General features: G+C 55.0%; 17 protein-coding genes. 11 read left to right on the top strand and 6 right to left on the bottom strand.

The window, feature by feature from the left end:
• Positions 1 to 52 precede the first annotated feature (52 nt).
• A complete protein-coding gene (gene pdhR, locus ACOTY9_RS15025) occupies positions 53 to 817 on the bottom strand; it encodes a pyruvate dehydrogenase complex transcriptional repressor PdhR (RefSeq protein ID WP_014882565.1) in 765 nt (254 codons plus the stop codon).
• Positions 818 to 1,080: 263 nt separating this feature from the next.
• Here pdhR and ACOTY9_RS15030 point away from each other — a divergent pair, with 263 nt between their 5' ends.
• The 4 genes from ACOTY9_RS15030 (at position 1,081) to ACOTY9_RS15045 (ending at position 5,246) form a co-directional block, all read left to right on the top strand.
• Positions 1,081 to 1,308, top strand: a complete 228-nt coding sequence (locus tag ACOTY9_RS15030) for a hypothetical protein (protein ID WP_078309342.1) — start codon at positions 1,081 to 1,083, stop codon at positions 1,306 to 1,308.
• 45 nt (positions 1,309 to 1,353) lie between these two features.
• Positions 1,354 to 2,724 (top strand): aromatic amino acid transporter AroP, encoded by a 1,371-nt coding sequence (gene aroP / locus ACOTY9_RS15035; RefSeq protein WP_047625524.1) that lies wholly within the window; start codon positions 1,354 to 1,356, stop codon positions 2,722 to 2,724.
• Positions 2,725 to 2,887: 163 nt separating this feature from the next.
• Positions 2,888 to 4,285 (top strand): MFS transporter, encoded by a 1,398-nt coding sequence (locus ACOTY9_RS15040; RefSeq protein ID WP_348565773.1) that lies wholly within the window; start codon positions 2,888 to 2,890, stop codon positions 4,283 to 4,285.
• A 10-nt stretch (positions 4,286 to 4,295) separates the two neighbouring features.
• The gene (locus ACOTY9_RS15045; protein WP_348565774.1) at positions 4,296 to 5,246 is read left to right on the top strand and encodes a family 43 glycosylhydrolase; all 951 of its coding nucleotides are present in this window, start codon (positions 4,296 to 4,298) and stop codon (positions 5,244 to 5,246) included.
• An 18-nt stretch (positions 5,247 to 5,264) separates the two neighbouring features.
• Here ACOTY9_RS15045 and ampE read toward each other — a convergent pair whose 3' ends face one another.
• Positions 5,265 to 6,119: a beta-lactamase regulator AmpE gene (gene ampE, locus ACOTY9_RS15050; protein ID WP_023332090.1), complete on the bottom strand. Its 855-nt coding sequence runs from the start codon at positions 6,117 to 6,119 to the stop codon at positions 5,265 to 5,267.
• Positions 6,120 to 6,128: 9 nt separating this feature from the next.
• The gene (ampD, locus tag ACOTY9_RS15055) at positions 6,129 to 6,680 is read right to left on the bottom strand and encodes a 1,6-anhydro-N-acetylmuramyl-L-alanine amidase AmpD (RefSeq protein ID WP_348565775.1); all 552 of its coding nucleotides are present in this window, start codon (positions 6,678 to 6,680) and stop codon (positions 6,129 to 6,131) included.
• A gap of 87 nt (positions 6,681 to 6,767) precedes the next feature.
• Between ampD and nadC the strand changes: the two genes are divergently transcribed.
• From nadC to hofC, 4 genes are all read left to right on the top strand, one after another.
• Positions 6,768 to 7,661 (top strand): carboxylating nicotinate-nucleotide diphosphorylase, encoded by an 894-nt coding sequence (gene nadC / locus ACOTY9_RS15060; protein ID WP_014882559.1) that lies wholly within the window; start codon positions 6,768 to 6,770, stop codon positions 7,659 to 7,661.
• Positions 7,662 to 7,834: 173 nt separating this feature from the next.
• Complete coding sequence (gene ppdD, locus ACOTY9_RS15065; RefSeq protein WP_014882558.1) at positions 7,835 to 8,272, top strand: prepilin peptidase-dependent pilin; 438 nt, start codon at positions 7,835 to 7,837, stop codon at positions 8,270 to 8,272.
• Positions 8,273 to 8,282: 10 nt separating this feature from the next.
• On the top strand, positions 8,283 to 9,665 hold the full coding sequence (gspE, locus tag ACOTY9_RS15070; protein ID WP_045281047.1) for a type II secretion system protein GspE: 1,383 nt from the start codon (positions 8,283 to 8,285) through the stop codon (positions 9,663 to 9,665).
• A complete protein-coding gene (gene hofC, locus ACOTY9_RS15075; protein WP_348565776.1) occupies positions 9,655 to 10,839 on the top strand; it encodes a protein transport protein HofC in 1,185 nt (394 codons plus the stop codon). The genes gspE and hofC overlap by 11 nt, the downstream gene beginning before the upstream one ends.
• Before the next feature lie 40 nt (positions 10,840 to 10,879).
• On the opposite strand, the gene ACOTY9_RS15080 is transcribed toward hofC, so the two are convergent.
• Positions 10,880 to 11,923, bottom strand: a complete 1,044-nt coding sequence (locus ACOTY9_RS15080; protein WP_014882555.1) for a GMP reductase — start codon at positions 11,921 to 11,923, stop codon at positions 10,880 to 10,882.
• 228 nt (positions 11,924 to 12,151) lie between these two features.
• Here ACOTY9_RS15080 and coaE point away from each other — a divergent pair, with 228 nt between their 5' ends.
• Genes coaE through yacG form a run of 3 tightly spaced genes read left to right on the top strand, consistent with a single transcriptional unit; the run spans position 12,152 to position 13,719 of the window.
• Positions 12,152 to 12,772 (top strand): dephospho-CoA kinase, encoded by a 621-nt coding sequence (gene coaE, locus ACOTY9_RS15085; protein WP_348565777.1) that lies wholly within the window; start codon positions 12,152 to 12,154, stop codon positions 12,770 to 12,772.
• Positions 12,772 to 13,515, top strand: coding sequence for a cell division protein ZapD (gene zapD, locus ACOTY9_RS15090; RefSeq protein WP_014882553.1), 744 nt, complete (start codon positions 12,772 to 12,774; stop codon positions 13,513 to 13,515). The genes coaE and zapD overlap by 1 nt, the downstream gene beginning before the upstream one ends.
• A 9-nt stretch (positions 13,516 to 13,524) precedes the next feature.
• Positions 13,525 to 13,719, top strand: a complete 195-nt coding sequence (gene yacG / locus ACOTY9_RS15095) for a DNA gyrase inhibitor YacG (protein ID WP_014882552.1) — start codon at positions 13,525 to 13,527, stop codon at positions 13,717 to 13,719.
• 33 nt (positions 13,720 to 13,752) lie between these two features.
• Here yacG and mutT read toward each other — a convergent pair whose 3' ends face one another.
• Positions 13,753 to 14,145, bottom strand: a complete 393-nt coding sequence (gene mutT, locus ACOTY9_RS15100; protein WP_014882551.1) for an 8-oxo-dGTP diphosphatase MutT — start codon at positions 14,143 to 14,145, stop codon at positions 13,753 to 13,755.
• Positions 14,146 to 14,202: 57 nt separating this feature from the next.
• Positions 14,203 to 16,908 (bottom strand): preprotein translocase subunit SecA, encoded by a 2,706-nt coding sequence (gene secA / locus ACOTY9_RS15105; RefSeq protein WP_014882550.1) that lies wholly within the window; start codon positions 16,906 to 16,908, stop codon positions 14,203 to 14,205.
• Positions 16,909 to 16,948: the final 40 nt, after the last annotated feature.

Genomic DNA, 16,948 nt, shown 5'->3' on the forward strand with positions numbered 1-16,948 from the left:
ACAATAAGACAGGTTCTGCGTTTAGTTGCCGCGCTCTAAAAGTACCTGGCGCTTAATCCTTTCGTTGCTGTATGCGGCGTAATGAACGTTCGCGACGCGATTGTTCACGGCTGCGGTCCAGCAAGATTTCCTCAATGAAAGCCAGGTGACGGTGCGACGCTTCGCGCGCCTGCTCCGGTTCCCCGGCCATTATCGCCTCGAATATTCGGGTGCGATGGTTGCTTACCAGTGGGAGCATCTCCCGACGGGCATACAACAATTCAAAATTCTGACGAACGTTCTGGGCCAGCATCGGCTCCATGCAGCGTAGCAGATGGAGGAGCACCACATTGTGTGCCGCTTCGGTGACGGCGATTTGATACTGGACGACGGCGCTGGACTCGGCGTCTAAATCGCCGGACTGCTGTGCCCGTTCAATGGCCTGATGCAGCTCGCGGATACGCACGCGATCTTCATCAGTGCTGCGAAGGGCGGCGTAATAGGCCGCAATACCTTCCAGCGCGTGACGGGTCTCAAGCAGGTCAAACTGGGATTCTGGGTGGTCAGAGAGAAGTTCTACCAGCGGATCGCTGAAGCTCTGCCACAGGCTGTTTTGCACAAAGGTTCCGCCGCCCTGGCGACGAAGCAGCAAGCCCTTTGCTTCGAGGCGTTGAATCGCCTCACGCAGAGAGGGACGTGAAACGTCGAACTGTTTTGCCAGTTCGCGTTCTGGCGGAAGTTTCTCACCCGGGCGCAGAGTCCCTTCGAGGATTAAAAACTCCAGCTGCTGCTCAATCACATCAGATAGTTTTGGTTGGCGAATTTTGCTGTAGGCCATATTCCCTGTCTTACGCCTTTTTGCCCGGAGTCAATTGGTCTTACCAATTTATATTTCGTATCGCTAAAGTAACAAAGTATTCACCTTCTGTCCATATTGGTTTTGATTGAAATCAGTAAACCCTGCACATTTTAACAACCTTACAGAAATAACGTTTCAGAAATGTAACTTTGCACAAATGAGTTGATTACTCCCAAAGTGGGAGTTTTAACCATAATGAAACGAGGGTTTTTGCAATCTGAAGCGATTCAACAAGGCAAATTATGAAAATTCGCCCACTTAAGGCGCATTTCTATTCTATAGGTTGGGGTAAGAAGCGAGAGCGGAGTGATTTACAAATGCTTTCTTTTTATTCAACTCGTCATCAGCCCTTCATAAAGCAGGTGCATTCACAGGCACTTACCACTATTCTGGCGCTTACGGAAGTCATCTCCGCTTTTTTCGGTTCGTTTAACCGTAAAGAAATAAATACAGAATATGGATTTTCATAATTACACACGCACAGCGTGACATAACAACCACACACGAGGTTTCAAATGGAAGCTCAACAGCACGGCGATCAGCTAAAGCGCGGGCTAAAAAACCGCCATATTCAGCTCATCGCACTGGGCGGTGCTATTGGTACCGGCCTGTTTCTGGGCAGCGCATCCGTAATCCAGTCTGCCGGTCCGGGCATTATTTTGGGTTACGCGATTGCGGGTTTCATTGCTTTTCTGATCATGCGCCAGTTAGGTGAAATGGTTGTCGAGGAGCCGGTCGCTGGCTCCTTTAGCCACTTTGCCTATAAGTACTGGGGCAGCTTTGCCGGTTTCGCCTCCGGCTGGAACTACTGGGTACTGTACGTTCTGGTTGCCATGGCCGAGCTGACTGCCGTCGGGAAGTATATTCAGTTCTGGTATCCTGACATCCCAACCTGGGCTTCCGCTGCAGCCTTCTTCGTCATTATCAACGCCATTAACCTTACCAACGTAAAAGTGTTCGGCGAGATGGAGTTCTGGTTTGCCATCATCAAAGTGATCGCCGTCGTGGCGATGATTATCTTTGGCGGCTGGCTGCTGTTCAGCGGCAACGGTGGCCCACAGGCAACCGTGCGTAACCTCTGGGAACAGGGCGGCTTCCTGCCTCACGGCATGACTGGTCTGGTGATGATGATGGCCATCATTATGTTCTCTTTCGGCGGTCTGGAACTGGTGGGTATCACCGCCGCAGAAGCCGACAACCCTGAACAGAGCATCCCGAAAGCGACGAATCAGGTTATCTACCGAATTCTGATCTTCTATGTGGGCTCGCTGGCGGTCCTGCTCTCCCTGCTGCCGTGGACGCGCGTCACTGCCGACACCAGTCCGTTTGTGCTGATTTTCCACGAACTGGGTGATACCGTCGTGGCGAACGCGCTCAATGTCGTGGTGCTGACCGCGGCGCTTTCCGTGTACAACAGCTGCGTATACTGCAACAGCCGTATGCTGTTCGGCCTGGCCCAGCAGGGCAATGCGCCGAAGATGCTGCTCAACGTTGATAAACGCGGCGTGCCGGTCAACACCATCATTGTTTCAGCCATTGTGACGGCGCTGTGCGTGCTGATTAACTACATGGCGCCGGAATCCGCATTTGGCCTGCTAATGGCGCTGGTGGTCTCTGCACTGGTCATCAACTGGGCGATGATCAGCCTGGCGCACATCAAGTTCCGCCGCGCGAAACAGCAGCAGGGCGTGACGACGCGCTTCCCTGCCCTGCTCTATCCGCTGGGTAACTGGATCTGCCTGCTGTTTATGGCGGCCGTGCTGGTGATCATGCTGATCACGCCGGGTATGGCAATCTCCGTCTACCTGATCCCGGTCTGGATTGCCGTGCTGGGCGTTGGCTATCTCTTCAGCCAGAAAAGCCGCAAGGCCATGAAGGCCCACTAAGTCTCCTCCGCGGTACCTGCTTTTGCGGGTACCGCGCGTTGTTACCTCCCTCACACTTTCATCCCTACAGCGTTTTTATCCATATCACCGCCCTGATACTGCAACGCATATATTCGTTTGCCAGCAAATAATTCTCTCCATACCGAAACCCGGAGAGCAGTCTATGGATAACGCTAAACTGTCAGTAAAAGAAAAGATCGGCTATGGGATGGGCGATGCAGGTTGCAACATCATCTTTGGCGCCATCATGCTGTTTGTTAACTATTTTTATACCGACATATTTGGCCTCGCGCCTGCGCTGGTGGGGGTCTTACTGCTGTCGGTCCGTGTGATTGACGCCGTCACCGACCCTATCATGGGGGCAATTGCCGACCGCACCCGCAGTAAATATGGCCGTTTTCGTCCATGGCTGCTGTGGATTGCCTTCCCCTACGCGCTGTTCAGTATTCTGATGTTCACCACACCGGAGTGGAGCTATAACAGCAAAGTTATCTATGCGTTTGTCACCTACTTCCTGCTCTCATTAACCTATACGGCCATCAACATCCCTTACTGTTCGTTAGGAGGGGTGATCACCAACGATCCGAAAGAGCGTGTGGCCTGCCAGTCCTACCGCTTCGTGCTGGTCGGCATCGCCACGTTGCTGCTGTCATTGACGCTGCTGCCGATGGCCGACTGGTTTGGCGGGGATAACAAAGCCAAAGGCTACCAGATGGCAATGACCGTACTGGCGCTGATTGGCACCTGCATGTTCCTGTTCTGCTTCGCCACCGTGCGCGAGCGCGTGCGCCCGGCGGTGCAGACCCACGACGAGCTGAAAAACGACCTGAAAGACGTGTGGAAAAACGACCAGTGGGTGCGAATTTTGCTCCTGACCCTGTGCAACGTCTGCCCGGGCTTTATCCGCATGGCGGCCACCATGTATTACGTCACCTGGGTGATGGGCCAGAGCACCCACTTCGCCACCGTGTTTATCAGCCTGGGGGTTATCGGCATGATGCTTGGCAGCGTGCTGGCAAAAGTGCTGACCGACCGCTGGTGTAAACTGAAGGTCTTCTTCTGGACCAATATCGTGCTGGCGATATTTTCCTGCGCCTTCTATTTCTTCGACCCGAAAGCCACCGTCACCATCGTGGTGCTCTTCGTTCTGCTGAACATCCTGCACCAGATCCCGTCTCCGCTGCACTGGTCGCTGATGGCTGACGTGGATGACTACGGCGAGTGGAAAACCGGGAAACGCATCACCGGGATCAGCTTCTCCGGCAACATTTTCTTCCTGAAACTGGGTCTGGCGATTGCCGGGGCAATGGTCGGTTTTCTGCTCTCCTGGTACGGTTACGACGCAGGCGCAAAAGCGCAAAGCGCGGAGGCCATTAACGGTATCGTACTGCTGTTTACCGTTATTCCTGGCGTTGGATACTTAATTACCGCGGGCGTTGTACGCCTGCTGAAAGTGGACCGCGAAACCATGAAGATGATCCAGTCCGATCTGGAAAAGCGCCGCGCCAACTACCGCGAGCTGAACGCTTATCAGGAACTCAAAGCCGCAGAGACAAAATAAGGAAAGTTGCATGCAAACCTGGCCAAACCCGTTTATTGAACAACGCGCCGACCCGTACATTTTACATCATGAGGTGGAATACTATTTTATTGCCTCCGTGCCGGAGTACGACAGGCTGGCTATCCGCCGTGCTGACTCGCTGGAGGGCTTGCGCAGCGCCGAAGAGGTGGTGGTCTGGCGCAAACCCGACACCGGTCCAATGAGCCAGTTGATTTGGGCCCCAGAACTGCATCACATCGACGGGAAGTGGTACATCTATTTTGCCGCGACGCATACCCAGGCGCTTGATAGCCTCGGCATGTTCCAGCACCGAATGTTTGCGCTGGAGTGTACCGACAGCGATCCGCTCGCCGGTACGTGGGTCGAGAAGGGGCAAATAAAAACGCCATTCGACACTTTCGCCCTCGATGCCACCACCTTTGTCCATCAGGGGAAACGCTGGTATCTGTGGGCGCAAAAAGCGCCGGATATCGCCGGAAACTCCAACCTTTATCTGTGTGAAATGGAAAATCCGTGGACGCTGAAAGGCGAGCCGGTGATGCTCAGTAAACCTGAATATGACTGGGAATGCCGCGGATTTCTGGTTAATGAAGGTCCGGCGGTGCTGGTTCACGGCGACAAGCTGTTTATCAGCTACTCCGCTAGCGCCACCGATGAGAACTACTGCATGGGGTTATTGTGGATAGACCTGAATGCCGATCCGCAACAGCCGGCGAACTGGCACAAATCTGCGCGTCCGGTGTTCGTTACCAGCTACGAGAATCGTCAGTACGGCCCGGGTCACAACAGCTTTACGCAAACGCCGGAAGGGGAAGATGTGCTGGTGTATCACGCGCGGAATTACACCGAAATTGAGGGCGACCCGCTGTACGATCCGAATCGCCATACCCGACTGAAGCGTGTTCGTTGGGACGAAAGCGGGATGCCTGATTTCGGCATCCCGCCTGCGGATACGCTATAGCGTTTGCGGCACGCTGGCCTACACCAGCGTGCCGTAAATGGTCAGCAGCGCCACAACCACCACCACCACAAACGACGTTTTCTTTGCCATTGAAACCGCCGCTTTTGGCGTTTCAATCTTGTCGGTATGCGGCTCTCGCGCCAGGGAAAACTGCGCCAGACGGGTTAACACCTGATACTGCGAGGTGTGCCGGTCGCCCAGAGACGCAAACCACGCTGGCAATGCTTTTTCACCGTGGCCAATGAGCGCGTACACCACACCCACCAGACGCACCGGCAGCCAGTCGAGCACATGCAGGATGGCATCAATGCCGGAGAGCAAACGTTCATGCGGTGTCAGATAACGGGCAAGCCAGGTCTGCCAGGCACGCAGGAACGCGTACCCCATCAGCAAGACGGGTCCCACCGGGCCGCCCACCACAAACCAGAACAGCGGCGCGAGGTAGTAACGGAAGTTAATCCACAGCAGCGCATTTTGCAGCTCGCGCAGGAACTCGCGCTCGTCGCAATCCGGCGGCACGCCGTGGATCATCGTCAGTTCGCTCGCCATGGCACCGCGCGCGTGGGCATCATCGCGGGAGGCCGCTTTAAGATAAGCGTGGTAGTGCAAACGCACCTTGCCCGCACCAATGCACAGCACGCCAAGCAGGATCCACACCACCAGCAGCGGCACATTGAAAAAGAGTCCGTACAGCGCGCGCAGCAGCAGGAAGGTAATCACCATCACACCCGCCATCATCAGCAGCGTGCGCAGCATGGAAAAGTGCCTGATGCGGCGGAATAACACCTCCAGCCGGTGATCCAGATGCCAGTGCTCACCGAGCTTGAACAGACGTTCAGCGATGATAACCAGCAGCATGGTAAACAACGTCATGGTATCTCCTTATTCTGACGACGCGGTGAGCATGGCGCGAAAGCGGGGCCAGTCAAATGCCGGGCCAGGATCGGTTTTTCTCGCCGGAGCGATATCACTGTGTCCGGTAATGTTGTCGGCGATTGCCGGGTAGAGTCCGATAAGCGTACGGGTCACAGCCGCTAACTGTTGATACTGTGAGTCGGTGTAGGGCGTAGTATCCGTGCCTTCCAGCTCGATCCCAATGGAGAAATCGTTGCACCGTTCGCGCCCGTGATACATCGACACCCCGGCATGCCAGGCGCGCTTATCAAAAGGAACATACTGAACCACCTCACCATCACGACGAATCAGACAGTGAGCCGACACGCGCAAATGCGCAATCTCAGCGAAGAAAGGATGGGCATTGGGATCTATCGTTCCCGTGAATAACGCATTGATCCACGGGCCGCCAAATTCACCCGGCGGGAGACTAATATTATGAACCACCAGCAGTGTGGGCTTTTCATCCTCCGGGCGGCAATCGTGGTGCGGCGAGGGTACACGCCGCGCATCCACCAGCCATCCGTTTTCTAACAACATGCTGGAACTCCTTCTGTATGGTGCAATGACTCGGTTCAGAGTAGCATGTTTCAATATTATGATTCGTTACCAATTTGGAGTTTTATCATGCCGCCTCGCCGCTACAACCCCGACCACCGACGTGAAGCACTTCTGGAACGTATTAATATGGATATTCCGGCAAGCGTTGCCCATGCGTTAAAAGAAGACCTTGGGGGTGACGTGAATGCCGATAAAGACATTACCGCACAATTATTGCCAAAAGAGACACGTTCCCACGCGGTCATTATTACCCGTGAAGAGGGCGTTTTTTGCGGCAAGCGTTGGGTTGAAGAGGTATTTACTCAACTGGCGGGCGATGATGTGCAGGTGACCTGGCACGTTGAAGATGGTGATGCGATTACAGCCAATCAGCCGCTGTTCGAGCTGGACGGTCCCTCGCGCGTCTTGCTGACCGGCGAACGCACCGCGCTCAATTTTGTACAAACGCTCTCTGGCGTCGCCAGCGAAGTGCGTCGCTATGTTGACCTCCTGGCCGGCACCCACACTCAGCTGCTGGATACCCGCAAAACGCTGCCAGGCCTGCGCACTGCGCTGAAGTACGCGGTGCTCTGTGGGGGCGGCGCCAACCATCGACTGGGCTTATCCGATGCCTTCCTGATCAAAGAGAACCACATTATTGCGTCGGGTTCCGTGCGCCAGGCCGTTGAGAAAGCCTTCTGGCTGCACCCGGACGTCCCTGTTGAAGTGGAAGTCGAAAGCCTGGAAGAGCTGGAGCAGGCCGTTAAGGCCGGAGCCGATATCATCATGCTCGACAATTTCGAAACTGAGCAGATGCGCGAGGCGGTAAAACTGACTAACGGCCGCGCCCAGCTTGAAGTTTCCGGGAACGTCACGTTCGACACGATCCGTGAATTCGCCGAAACCGGTGTGGACTACATCTCCGTCGGCGCGCTGACCAAACACGTTCGCGCCCTTGACCTCTCCATGCGCTTCAAATAACACGCTTCCCCTCTCCGCCCGGAGAGGGGAATTTCAGTCTTGCTCGCAAATCCGTTGTTCTTCCCTGCAACACTGCATGAATTCTCTGAAGCCCCTTTCCCGTTCCCTTTTTTGCCCCTCGTTTCTCTCCTTTCGCGCTGCCAGAGTAGCGCCACTTTGCATAAGGAGCAGATATGGACAGACAACAAGGATTCACACTCATTGAGCTGATGGTGGTCATTGGCATTATTGCGATTCTGAGCGCCATCGGCGTTCCCGCCTATCAGAACTACCTGCGTAAAGCCGCCCTCACCGATATGCTGCAAACCTTCATTCCCTATCGCACTGCCATTGAGCTTTGCGCGCTCGATCACGGTGGTGTGGAGAGCTGTGACGCAGGCAGTAACGGCATCCCTTCCCCGACGACGACGCGTTACGTCTCAGCAATGAACGTGGCAAAAGGGATCGTGACCTTGACGGGTCAGGAGAGTCTCAACGGACTGACGGTGACCATGACGCCACAGTGGAATAACGGCAACGGTATGACAGGCTGGACGCGTGACTGCAACATCAGTGCTGACAGCGAGCTTAAGCAGGCCTGTGAAGACGTCTTCCGCTTCGACAATAACTGAGGGGCGGACAATGAACACCGATCAACTCGTGGCACTTTGCCTTCGCCATCATGCTCTGCTGCTCACCAGCGACAGTGACATGGTCAGCATCGCCGTCGTGGGAAGCCCCGCACCTGAACTTATGGAAGCCCTTCGCTTCGCAACGCAGAAACGGATTGATATCGAGTGCTGGAGCGCTGAACGCATGGAAAAGCATCGGCAGTTAAGCGCGCAATCGCATCTGCCTAACGTTTCGCAGGCACATTCCGCGGTGGATATCCTCAACCACACGCTGCAACAGGCGATAAACCAGCGCGCCTCCGACATCCATATTGAACCGATGGAGCACGCATGCCAGATTCGCTTACGTATCGATGGCGTACTTTGCCCGCAACCTCCGCTTTCCGCCGCGCTGGCAACGATGCTCAGCGCCCGGTTAAAAGTGCTGGGTAATCTGGATATTGCTGAACGCCGCTTACCGCAGGATGGTCAGTTTACCATTGAGCTGACAAACGAGCCGGTCTCGTTTCGTATCGCCACGCTTCCCTGCAACGGCGGTGAGAAAATTGTGCTGCGCCTGCTGCATCAGGTTCAGCAGGCTCTTGAACCGAAAGCACTCGGCATGAGCGCTGAGCAACTGGCCTGTTTTACTGCGTCACTGCACCAGCCTCAGGGGCTGATTCTGGTTACCGGCCCCACAGGCAGCGGCAAAACCGTCACCCTCTATAGCGCGTTACAGGCGCTTAACACCCCTGACGTCAACATCTGCAGCGTAGAGGATCCCATTGAAATCCCGCTTGCGGGATTGAATCAGACGCAGATTAACCCGCGAGCGGGCCTGACATTTCAGAGCGTGCTAAGGGCGCTGCTGCGTCAGGATCCGGATATCATTATGGTCGGCGAAATTCGTGATGGCGAAACGGCAGAGATCGCTATTAATGCCGCGCAGACCGGGCACCTGGTATTGTCGACGCTGCATACCAACTCGACAACGGAAACCCTGATTCGCCTGGAGCAGATGGGCGTCGCGCGCTGGATGATCTCTTCCGCACTCTCTATGGTGATTGCCCAACGGCTGGTTCGGCGTCTTTGTCCACATTGCCGACAGCAAAACGGGGAGCATTCAGGCTTACCCCGCCCGGTTTGGCCGCGACCACTTCCCCGCTGGCAACCCACAGGCTGCGATCGTTGCTACCACGGTTTTTACGGCCGGGTGGCGATTTTTGAAGTACTGGCAATCGACAACCCTCTGCGCCAGGCAATTGCCAGCGGGGCAGGCACCGAGGTGATAGAAGCCAGTGCCCGGCAGGCAGGGTTAATCTCGCTGTTTGAACACGGCTGTATGGCCATTGAGCAAGGGCTAACCACGCTCGAAGAGTTATTGCGTGTTTTGGGGATGCCCGATGGCCACTAATCACCTCTGGCGCTGGCGAGCCCTCTCCACAGAAGGAGAACCCCGAAGCGGGACACTCTGGGCCACAGACCGCAACGCGGCCTTCACCAGGCTAATGCGGAACGACCTGCATCCTCTGGCCCTCTCCCGATGCCCTCAGAGACACCGCTGGCGCCCTCATCACTGCTATGAGATATTTCGCCAGCTCGCCACGCTGCTGCAGGCCGGACTCACGCTTGCGCATAGCCTGCAAATGCTGGCAGACCAGCATCCATCAGAACCGTGGCGGGCACTGCTGCAAAGCGTTGCCGATGAACTCAGTGAAGGGTGCCCTTTTTCTGAGGCGCTCAGGCGGTGGCCCGCGGTCTTTACCCCATTGCATATCTCAATGGTAAAAACGGGTGAGCTGACAGGGAAGCTGGAAGAGTGCTGTCGCCAGCTCGCCCGGCAACAAAAAGCGCAGCAGCAGCTCGGTCAGAAAGTGAAAAAAGCGCTGCGCTACCCGGCGATCATCATGACGCTGGCGGTACTCGTCGTACTCGCCATGGTCACCCTGGTGTTGCCCGAGTTCGCCGCAATCTACAAAACGTTTAACACTCCCCTTCCGGCGCTGACGCGGATGGTGATGGGTATATCCGCTTTTATGCAGTCCTACGCTCTCGCACTGTTCGCGGTGCTGCTTGTTCCGTTATCCGCAGCCTGGACTCTGCGTCACACGCCTCGCTGGCAACGATTTCTTCTGCATCTACCTGTAATGGGGGCGCTGGCGAAAGGGCAAAAGCTGGGGCAGATCTTCACCGTGCTGTCGCTCACGCAGCAGGCAGGCATTGCCTTTTTACAGGGGCTTGAGAGCGCAGAAGAGACCGTCGAAAGCCGCTACTGGCAAGGGATCCTTCGCAGAATACGCGAAGATATTGAAAAAGGGCTTCCCGTCTGGTCATCCTTTCAGAAAGCGGCAATGTTTACCCCGCTCTGTATTCAGCTTTTACGAACGGGCGAAATGTCAGGTTCACTGGACATCATGCTGGCAAACCTTGCTCGTCATCATACGGAGCAAACTTTTCAGTTGGCCGACAATCTGGCAGCACTCCTGGAGCCGTTACTACTGGTTGTCACGGGGATCATCATCGGCACGCTAGTGGTGGCAATGTATTTGCCCATTTTCCATTTGGGGGATGCGATGAGCGCGGGATAGCCAATAGTGCTGGCGCACGGACATGCGCCAGCGAAAGCCATTACAGGCTATTGAAAACGCGGTTTTCCTGCTCCTGAACGCGAATAAACGTCGTACGTTTCGTCAGCTCTTTCAGACGGGAGGCACCCACGTAGGTACAGGCTGAGCGCAGGCCGCCCAGGATGTCGCGCGCGGTGTTTTCAACCGGGCCACGCAGAGGCAGCTTCACGGTTTTGCCTTCTGCCGCACGGTATTTTGCCACACCACCAACGTGACGGGTCATTGCAGACTCAGAGCTCATACCGTAGAACAGCATGAATTTCTCACCGTTTTCTTCCACCACGGTGCCGCCGCTCTCTTCATGACCGGCCAACATACCGCCGAGCATCACGAAGTCTGCGCCGCCGCCAAACGCCTTCGCCACATCGCCCGGCATGGTGCAACCGCCGTCACTGATGATCTGGCCGCCCAGGCCATGCGCCGCATCGGCACATTCGATAACGGCGGACAGCTGCGGATACCCAACGCCGGTTTTGACGCGCGTGGTGCATACGGAGCCCGGGCCAATGCCCACTTTCACGATGTCGGCACCGGAGAGGATCAGCTCCTCACACATTTCACCGGTCACCACGTTGCCCGCGATGATGGTTTTCGTTGGCCAGGCCTCACGCGCCTTGCTGACGAACTGCACGAAATGCTCGGAGTAACCGTTCGCCACATCAATACACACAAAATTGAGCGCCGGGTTCGCATTCAGGATCTGTTTGGTCTTCTCGAAATCGGCATCAGAGGTGCCGGTGGAGACCATCACATGCTTCACCACATCCGCAGAGGCGGATGCAACAAACGCATTCCACTCTTCCGGGCTGTAGTGTTTGTGCACTGCGGTGAGAATATCGAACTGCGCCAGGGCGGTTGCCATCCCGAAGGTGCCCACCGTATCCATATTGGCGGCGATAATCGGCACGCCAGACCAGGTCTGACCGGAATGTTTAAAGGTGAATTGACGTTCGAGTTCAACGTCTGAGCGACTTTTCAGTGTAGAGCGTTTAGGGCGGATAAGAACGTCTTTGAAACCTAACTTCAGATCTTCTTCGATACGCATGTGCGGATTCCTGGGGTTAGAGGCAAATATGTTAAAAGCACAACTCCAGTGACGCTATCATACGCACTAATACCTGCTCCGCAAGACTGCGAAATTCTCTTTTTTTACGCTACAATCCTATAAATTTACCTGGTAAAAAGCCGGTAAACAGGGCTAAACAGTGGCTGACGCACGTTTGAAATTTAACCAACTGATTTTAATAATGAATAATTCCCAGGATTTGATTTAATGGGGTATATCGTCGCATTAACCGGCGGCATCGGTAGTGGCAAAAGTACCGTTGCGGACGCATTTTCTCGTCTGGGTATCATGATTATTGATGCCGATATCATTGCCCGTCAGGTGGTAGAGCCCAATACACCCGCGCTAAAAGCCATCGAAAACCATTTTGGTCCGGCAATTATCAATGCAGATGGCACGCTAAATCGCCGCAAGCTACGCGAATGCATATTTTCCGATTCTGCGGAAAAACTCTGGCTTAATGCCCTGCTCCACCCCATTATCCACCAGGAAACTCAGCGTCAAATTGCCGCAGCCCGCTCGCCGTATGTTCTGTGGGTGGTTCCGCTGCTGGTAGAGAATCAGCTGCACAATAAAGCCGATCGGGTGCTGGTCATTGATGTCTCGCCTGAAACGCAAATCCAGCGCACCGTGACGCGCGATCGTGTCTCGCGCGAACAGGCTGAACAAATTCTTGCCGCTCAGGCCACGCGCGCTCAGCGCCTTGCCGTTGCGGATGATGTTATTGATAATAACGGCGCACCAGATGCCATTGCATCGGATGTTGCCCGCCTGCATGCGCAGTATTTGACGTTCGCCGCGCAGGCCGTTGCACAGGAAAAACCATAATGTCGACCCACATCCTTTTTGAGCATCCGCTCAACGAAAAAATGCGTACCTGGCTGCGTATCGAATTTCTGATTCAACAACTTTCACAACATTTGCCCGTCAGCGATCATGCCACTGCGTTGCACTTCTTCCGCAACGTGGGGGATCTGCTGGATGTCATTGAGCGGGGCGACGTCCGCACAGAGCTTCTGAAAGAACTGGAGCGCCAGCAGCGTAAATTACAGGCCTGGGCCGAAGTGCCGGGCGTGGATCAGAGCCGCATTGATTCACTTCGTCAGCAGCTTAAAAACAGCAGCAGTACGCTGATGGCCGCACCTCGTGTCGGGCAATTTTTGCGAGAAGATCGCCTGATCGGCCTGGTGCGCCAGCGCCTGAGTATTCCTGGTGGCTGCTGTAGTTTCGACCTGCCAACGCTGCATATGTGGCTGCATATGCCGCAAGCACAGCGTGATGCGCAGGTGAACAGCTGGCTGGAAAGTCTCGCCCCCATGCACCAGACGCTGTCGCTAATTCTCGACCTCATCCGTAACTCAGCGCCGTTCCGCAAGCAAACCAGCCTGAACGGTTTCTATCAGGATAACGGCGATGATGCCGATCTTCTGCGTCTGAATTTATCGCTCGGCGAGCAGCTTTACCCACAGATTTCCGGGCATAAGAGTCGTTTTGCGATCCGCTTTATGCCTCTGGACAGCGAGAATGGCACCGTGCCGGAACGCCTCGATTTTGAACTGGCCTGTTGTTAAGGAGTGCCGATGTCTGAAGTGACCACCGTAAACTGCCCCACCTGCGGTAAAACCGTTGTATGGGGCGAAATGAGTCCGTTCCGTCCATTCTGCTGCAAGCGCTGTCAGTTAATTGACCTTGGAGAATGGGCGGCGGAAGAGAAACGCATTCCGAGCAAAGGCGATCTCTCGGACAGCGATGACTGGAGTGAAGAGCAGCAATAGCTTTATAGTCTGCTGGCGCTTCGCTTAGCAGGCCTACAGGTCGTCCGTCAGTCGGGATATGACGGGCGCATTTGCCGGTGGGAATTTATCGGCATCACTGGCCTGAAGCTCCACCCAGTTACCGGGTTGCCCCTCTTTTCCCCAGGGATCGCCTTCCCAGTTTTCGACCAGCCAGAACCAAAGCGTGATGTGCCTGTCCGGAAACTGGTATTCGAGCTTATCGAACAGCGTTGCGCCAACTGGCGTAATCCCTACTTCTTCCTGAAGCTCACGCACCAGCGCCTCTTCCGGCGTCTCCCCTGATTCGATTTTTCCACCGGGAAACTCCCATTTGTTCGCCATATGGGCATCGGCAGCGCGCTGGGTAATGAAGATCTGGTTTTGCGGGTTGCGAATAATCCCGACGGCAATTTGCAGTATTTTCATATTGTCACTTCCATAAAAAAGGCGCAGATATCTGCGCCTTTTCATTGTCTTATGAACTTAGCTCAGACGGCCGTGGCAGGCCTTATATTTTTTACCGGAACCACACGGGCACGGATCGTTACGACCCACTTTACGATCGCCAGTCTGCGCGGCGATCGCCGCTGCAGCTTCGCTCTCGTCAGTCTGGTGGCTCAGCTGTTGCATCTGCGCCAGACGCTCAGCTTCTTCACGACGCTGTTGTTCCATCGCTTCCACTTCTTCCGGCATACGTACCTGAACTTTGCTCAGGGTGCTGATCACTTCATACTTCAGCGACTCCAGCATAGACGCAAACATGGAGAAGGATTCACGCTTGTACTCCTGCTTCGGATCTTTCTGCGCATAGCCACGCAGGTGAATACCCTGACGCAGGTAGTCCATTGCCGCCAGGTGCTCTTTCCACAGGGAGTCCAGCGTCTGCAGCATCACACCTTTTTCGAAGTGACGCATCATCTCAGCGCCAACCACTTCTTCCTTACGCTTATAAACGTCCAGCGCGGTTTCAAAGATACGTTCGCGCAGCGTCTCTTCGTGCAGCTCAGGCTCTTTGTCCAGCCACTCTTTGATAGGCAGATCGAGGTCAAAGTCGTTCTTCAGACGTTCCTGCAGGCCTTCGATATCCCACATCTCTTCCAGAGACTGCGGCGGAATATGCCCGTCAATGGTCGCTTTGAACACATCTTCGCGAATGCTGTTGATGGTTTCGCTCACGTCGGACACGTCCAGCAGTTCGTTACGCTGGGTGTAGATCGCACGACGCTGATCGTTCGCAACGTCATCATACTCCAGCAGCTGCTTACGAATATCAAAGTTGCGGCTTTCCACTTTACGCTGCGCGTTGGCAATCGCTTTAGTGACCCACGGGTGCTCGATGGCTTCGCCTGGTTTCATGCCCAGTTTACGCATCATGCCGGACACGCGGTCGGAGGCGAAAATACGCATCAGCGCATCTTCCATAGACAGGTAGAAGCGAGAAGAACCGGCATCCCCTTGACGGCCCGCACGGCCACGCAGCTGGTTGTCGATACGACGAGATTCGTGACGCTCGGTACCAATAATGTGCAAACCACCGGAAGCCAGAACCGCGTCGTGACGTACCTGCCAGTCGGCTTTGATTTGTGCAATCTGTTCTGGCGTTGGGTTTTCCAGCTCAGCAACCTCAGCCTGCCAGCTACCGCCCAGCATAATATCGGTACCACGACCCGCCATGTTGGTAGCGATGGTCACGGCAGCCGGATAACCCGCCTGAGCAACGATATCCGCTTCTTTAGCATGGAACTTGGCGTTCAGAACGTTGTGTTTAATGCCTGCTTTCGTCAGCTCATTGGAAACCACTTCGGATTTCTCGATGGAGATGGTCCCCACCAGAACCGGCTGCCCATTGGCAGTACGGTCGCGAATATCTTCGATGATTGCCTGAATTTTTTCCGCTTCGGTCATGTACACCAGGTCCGGCATATCCTTACGGATCATTGGACGGTTGGTTGGAACGACAACGGTATCCAGCTTGTAGATGGAGCTGAATTCAAACGCTTCGGTATCAGCAGTACCGGTCATGCCCGCCAGCTTCTCGTACAGACGGAAGTAGTTCTGGAAGGTGATGGACGCCAGGGTCTGGTTTTCATTCTGAATATCCACACCTTCTTTGGCTTCCACAGCCTGGTGCAGACCGTCAGACCAGCGACGTCCCTGCATGGTACGGCCGGTGTGTTCATCGACGATGATGACTTCGCCGTCTTTCACAATGTAGTCGACGTCACGGGTGAACAGCGCGTGGGCGCGCAGTGCAGCCGTTACGTGGTGCATCAGCATGATGTTGCTCGGAGAGTACAGGGACTCCCCCTCTTCCATAATGCCTTCAGCGACCAGCAGCTCTTCAATTTTCACCAGACCGCGCTCGGTCAGGTTCACCTGGCGCGCTTTTTCATCAACGGAGAAGTGACCTTCACCCTGGAAGGTGTCGGAGTCTTCTTTCTCCTGACGCAGCAGGTGCGGAATGATTTTGTCGACTTTGCGGTACATCTCAGAGCTGTCTTCGGCAGGGCCGGAGATGATCAGCGGGGTACGCGCTTCATCGATCAGGATGGAGTCCACCTCATCCACCAGCGCGTAGTGCAGTTTACGCTGGACGCGCTCTTCAGGGCTGAAGGCCATGTTGTCACGCAGGTAGTCGAAGCCGTATTCGTTGTTGGTGCCGTAGGTGATGTCCGCGTTATACGCTTCACGCTTGGCTGGCGCAGGCAGGCCGGACATGTTGATGCCGACCGTCATGCCGAGGAATTCGAACAGTGGACGGTTGTTTTCGGCGTCACGCTGGGCCAGATAGTCGTTGACGGTAACCACGTGAACGCCTTTACCGGTCAGCGCGTTCAGGTAAGCCGGCAGCGTTGCGGTCAGGGTTTTACCTTCACCAGTACGCATTTCCGCGATGCAGCGCTCGTTAAGCACCATACCACCCAGCAGCTGAACGTCGAAGTGACGCATGCCAAACACACGTTTACTCGCTTCACGCACTACGGCGAAGGCTTCCGGGATCAGGCTTTCTAAGGTTTCCCCTTTTTCCAGACGCGCGCGGAATTCCACGGTTTTTGCTTTCAGCTCGTCATCGGAGAGCTTCTCCATCGCCGGTTCCATACCGTTGATGACAGCGACAGCTTTGCGCATACGGCGCAGTGTACGATCGTTACGACTACCAAAAACTTTAGTTAATAATTTGATTAGCATAATAAATTCTCAAACGCCCCATCGTGGGCAGATAAATTAA

The sequence above is a fragment of the Enterobacter cloacae complex sp. SHL012 genome (assembly GCF_049237505.1).
Lineage (GTDB): Bacteria > Pseudomonadota > Gammaproteobacteria > Enterobacterales > Enterobacteriaceae > Enterobacter > Enterobacter kobei.

What these genes read in the sequence shown, in the direction of transcription:
- secA (WP_014882550.1), bottom strand. Translation starts at nt 16,908, where the DNA reads ATGCTAATCAAATTATTAACTAAAGTTTTTGGTAGTCGTAACGATCGT.
- ampE (WP_023332090.1), bottom strand. Translation starts at nt 6,119, where the DNA reads ATGACGTTGTTTACCATGCTGCTGGTTATCATCGCTGAACGTCTGTTC.
- nadC (WP_014882559.1), top strand. Translation starts at nt 6,768, where the DNA reads ATGCCGCCTCGCCGCTACAACCCCGACCACCGACGTGAAGCACTTCTG.
- gspE (WP_045281047.1), top strand. Translation starts at nt 8,283, where the DNA reads ATGAACACCGATCAACTCGTGGCACTTTGCCTTCGCCATCATGCTCTG.
- pdhR (WP_014882565.1), bottom strand. Translation starts at nt 817, where the DNA reads ATGGCCTACAGCAAAATTCGCCAACCAAAACTATCTGATGTGATTGAG.
- zapD (WP_014882553.1), top strand. Translation starts at nt 12,772, where the DNA reads ATGTCGACCCACATCCTTTTTGAGCATCCGCTCAACGAAAAAATGCGT.
- ACOTY9_RS15030 (WP_078309342.1), top strand. Translation starts at nt 1,081, where the DNA reads ATGAAAATTCGCCCACTTAAGGCGCATTTCTATTCTATAGGTTGGGGT.
- ACOTY9_RS15040 (WP_348565773.1), top strand. Translation starts at nt 2,888, where the DNA reads ATGGATAACGCTAAACTGTCAGTAAAAGAAAAGATCGGCTATGGGATG.
- ACOTY9_RS15080 (WP_014882555.1), bottom strand. Translation starts at nt 11,923, where the DNA reads ATGCGTATCGAAGAAGATCTGAAGTTAGGTTTCAAAGACGTTCTTATC.
- ACOTY9_RS15045 (WP_348565774.1), top strand. Translation starts at nt 4,296, where the DNA reads ATGCAAACCTGGCCAAACCCGTTTATTGAACAACGCGCCGACCCGTAC.
- mutT (WP_014882551.1), bottom strand. Translation starts at nt 14,145, where the DNA reads ATGAAAATACTGCAAATTGCCGTCGGGATTATTCGCAACCCGCAAAAC.
- yacG (WP_014882552.1), top strand. Translation starts at nt 13,525, where the DNA reads ATGTCTGAAGTGACCACCGTAAACTGCCCCACCTGCGGTAAAACCGTT.
- hofC (WP_348565776.1), top strand. Translation starts at nt 9,655, where the DNA reads ATGGCCACTAATCACCTCTGGCGCTGGCGAGCCCTCTCCACAGAAGGA.
- coaE (WP_348565777.1), top strand. Translation starts at nt 12,152, where the DNA reads ATGGGGTATATCGTCGCATTAACCGGCGGCATCGGTAGTGGCAAAAGT.
- aroP (WP_047625524.1), top strand. Translation starts at nt 1,354, where the DNA reads ATGGAAGCTCAACAGCACGGCGATCAGCTAAAGCGCGGGCTAAAAAAC.
- ppdD (WP_014882558.1), top strand. Translation starts at nt 7,835, where the DNA reads ATGGACAGACAACAAGGATTCACACTCATTGAGCTGATGGTGGTCATT.
- ampD (WP_348565775.1), bottom strand. Translation starts at nt 6,680, where the DNA reads ATGTTGTTAGAAAACGGATGGCTGGTGGATGCGCGGCGTGTACCCTCG.